Genomic DNA, 3460 nt, shown 5'->3' on the forward strand with positions numbered 1-3460 from the left:
TGGATATCTCACTGCTTGAAGTTTCTCGAGATTCCATGAAATGCTGCTCGACACCCTGATGATGTTCTATCTTTTTCAAACTTGTTTGATTCAGGATGTCCTGTTTCGGGCGTCACAAAAACCACTGTCGGCAGCGTCCCGTTCATCACCATAGGCACTATTTTAATATATGATGCTTTGTGTTTTATTTTCAAGAGGATTTCTTTCTAAAGATTGCAGGTGAGGTGATATGGACACATTCAAAGTATTTCCCGACAACATCATCACGGATTCGGGGCCGGTGTCGCGCGAATTCCTGAATCTGGACATCGGCACCTTCACGGCGGCGTGCCGCTTCGTTCACGAATTGCCCTATGGATACAATTCCGATCGGGACGACCTGATGATTCTGTTCAAGGAGCGTTTCGGCTCCTGCACCACGAAACACGCCGTCATCGCCACCCTGGCCGAAGAGTTGGGGCTGCCCATCCATAAGGCGGTCGGCATATACGCCATGAACGAGGAGATCGTCGCCGGTGCAGACGCCATTCTCAAGAAGTACGGCCTGCCCTATCTCCCCATGCTGCACTGTTTTCTGGCCTACGGCGATCACAGGGTCGATCTGACCGAAGGCAACCGCAACGGAAAAAAGCGATCCATCGAAGAATTCCTCCATACGGAAAAGGTCATCCCCAACATATCGAAAAAAGAAGAATATCTCCTCTACCGAAACGCTCTCACCAATACCGTTTTGCGCCGAAAGGAGCTCGACGGAATCAATGTGAAACAGATCCTGCACGCGCGGGAAGAAGGGCTTGCCCTGCTGAAGGCCAACATCAGACAAGCATGATTCATTTTCTTCAAAAAGAAAGATTCGAAAAAAATGGGAGATTGGGTTCAGGCATGGATTCAGGTAAAAACCGCTCTTTCGGAGGCTTCGCAACTATTTTCAGAGGTCCTGTGCATATTGACCGAAGGCGTCCGGACATGGCAGCCGGCGCTGAAAAAATTGACATTGGTCATGTGCGGTGGCGGCCTGGGCGCGGCAAGCCGCTATGGCATCGGTTTGCTGTCGGTAAAACTCTGGGGCACCCATTTCCCCTGGGGCACCATGACGGTCAACCTCGTGGGGTGTTTTTTTATCGGGCTGATTTTTGCGCTCGCGGATCGCACCCGACTGCTGACCCCGGACATGCGCCTGATGATCATTACCGGATACCTGGGCGCACTGACGACGTTTTCCGCCTTCTCCCTGGAAACCGTCAACGCCGGTCGCGCCGGGTTGACGCTGCAGCCAGTGGTCAATATCCTGATCAACAACATGGGCGGCATGGCGCTCACTTTTCTCGGCTTGTGGATGGGCGGCTCACGATAGGAGGGCGTGATGCTGAATTATAAGGCGATTGAAATTTTTACCAGTGAATCGGCACGGTATGGAAACACGCCGTTGACGGACGCCGTCATATCGCTTCTCCGCGATCTGAAAATCGCGGCCCGATGCGTCGTCACCCGAGGGATTTCGGGTCTTTATGAAAACGGAGAATTGGCAACCAGCCGATTGGAGATCCTTTCCTTCAATATGCCGATCCGGATTTGTATCGTGGTTCCGGCCGCGGAAACCGACCGGGTCCTGGACGGACTGGACGGCATGATCGACGAGGGCATCCTTGCCCTGCACGACATGACGGTGCTCAGCCACAGAACGCACAGCGCATTTTTCCCGCCTCAGCTCATGGTTCGCGATGTCATGACGCCTGAACCACACAGTGTCAAGGCCGAAACCAACCTGCGGGAAATCACCCAACTGCTGCTCTCCTCGGTCTTCACCGGGCTGCCCGTGGTCGATGAACATCACCGGCCCGTCGGCGTAATCACTCAGGGGGATCTGATCCGAAAAGGCGGGCTCCCGTTGCGGTTGGGCCTGTTGGCGGAATCCGATCGGAACCGCCTGGAATCGGTCTTGAATCACATGGCTTCCCGACACGCCGGAGAGGTGATGACGACCCCGGCCGTCACGATTTGCGAGAATCGGTCATTGATCGACGCCGTGGACCTGATGCTGACAAGCGGCGTCAAGCGCGTTCCCGTGGTGGATGAGTCCGGGCGTCTGACAGGTATGCTTTCCCGGCTGGACATCTTCCGGACGGTCATGCGCGAGGCGCCTGACTGGAACGCTTTTCGGGCGCAGGAGATCGAGGTGAGCAACCTGAGGTACGTGGCCGACATCCTGCGCCAGGATACGCCCGTCGTTTCTCCGGAAACCCCCATAGACGAGGTGATCCGCATCATCGACCGTAATGACATTCAGCGGGTGGTCGTGGTCGATGCCGAGGGCAGGCTGCTGGGCTTGATCTCGGATCGCGATCTGCTGCGCTTCTTCAAGCCGGAGCAGGATGGCGTCTGGCATCTCCTGGCCAGGGTGAAACACCCCTTCCAACAGGATGCCTGCCGGCTGGGGGACCTGCAGCGGTGCCTGACCGAAACCACCGCCGCTGCGGTCATGACCACGGGGTTGATCACGGCTCGTGAAGAAATGCTGATCGAAGATGCCGTCCGGCTGATGACGGACAAAGCGCTGAAACGGTTGCCGGTTGTCGACGCCGACGGCCGATTCAAGGGCATGATCAGCCGGGCTTCACTACTCCGCGCCGGTTTTCGCGGACCGGCCATGAGAGGGAACGACCATGTTGCCGTTTAAACAGGAGACATTTTTTTCGCGGATTCTACTGCCCAGCGGCGATATTGCCGAACGCCCCATCGAAATCCGCACCCACCCCATTACGGGCCGCACCTGCAGAATCACTTACAGCCGCGGTGAAGAACAGGAATCCGGCGCCGAATCCCTCCCTGAACCGCCCCCTTTCGCTCAAAACCGGGACGCATGCCCCTTCTGTCGGGCGCGACTCGCCGACCGGACGCCCCGATTCCCGCCGGAAGTGTGGTCCCAGGGGCGCATGGTCCGGGGTTCCTCGATCCTTTTCCCCAACCTCTTTCCTTATGGCCGGTATTCTGCGGTCAGCCTTTTCGACGATCAACACTTTGTCGAGATCGGCACGGCTCGCCTGGAAGCCTACGCGGATTCATTTCTCAACTGCCGGGACTATCTGATGCAGATCCTCAGCCACGACTCCGCCGCGGTGTTCATGGCCGTTACCCAGAATCATCTGCCCTCGGCCGGCGGGTCCCTGCTCCACCCCCATCTGCAGGTACAGGCCGACCGAACGCCCGCCAACCATCAGCGCTTTTTGCAGTCCCGCGCTCACGGCCACCGGCGGCAATTCGGCACGCGTCTCTTCAGCGATTATCTGGCGATGGAAAAGCAGGCCGGCCGGCGATGGATTGGTGCCACCGGCTCCTGGCAATGGCTGGCCGCGTTCGCGCCCGAAGGCTTTTTCGAAATCTGGGGGATCCTGCCGGACATCACCACCTTGCGGAACACCACGGAAGCGCATTGGCAAACCCTGGCCCAGGGTGTCCTGAA

Annotated in this window: 4 protein-coding genes; all 4 read left to right on the forward strand. The window is 57.5% G+C overall.

All coding sequences use genetic code 11. From position 1 onward, the window contains the following. Positions 1-229: 229 nt before the first annotated feature. Positions 230-829 (forward strand): hypothetical protein, encoded by a 600-nt coding sequence (locus AB7S84_RS17000; RefSeq protein ID WP_020878692.1) that lies wholly within the window; start codon positions 230-232, stop codon positions 827-829. 33 nt (positions 830-862) lie between these two features. Beyond that, entirely contained in the window at positions 863-1354 is a 492-nt protein-coding gene (gene crcB / locus AB7S84_RS17005) for a fluoride efflux transporter CrcB (RefSeq protein ID WP_428155976.1), read from the forward strand. A 9-nt stretch (positions 1355-1363) separates the two neighbouring features. Next, on the forward strand, positions 1364-2677 hold the full coding sequence (locus AB7S84_RS17010; RefSeq protein WP_428155978.1) for a DUF190 domain-containing protein: 1314 nt from the start codon (positions 1364-1366) through the stop codon (positions 2675-2677). Then, positions 2664-3460 (forward strand): galactose-1-phosphate uridylyltransferase (locus AB7S84_RS17015; protein WP_428155980.1); only part of this gene is annotated, 797 nt, incomplete at its 3' end. The genes AB7S84_RS17010 and AB7S84_RS17015, both read left to right, overlap by 14 nt.

Origin of the sequence: Desulfococcus sp. (assembly GCF_050178255.1) — a bacterium.
GTDB classification, from domain to species: domain Bacteria; phylum Desulfobacterota; class Desulfobacteria; order Desulfobacterales; family Desulfococcaceae; genus Desulfococcus; species Desulfococcus multivorans.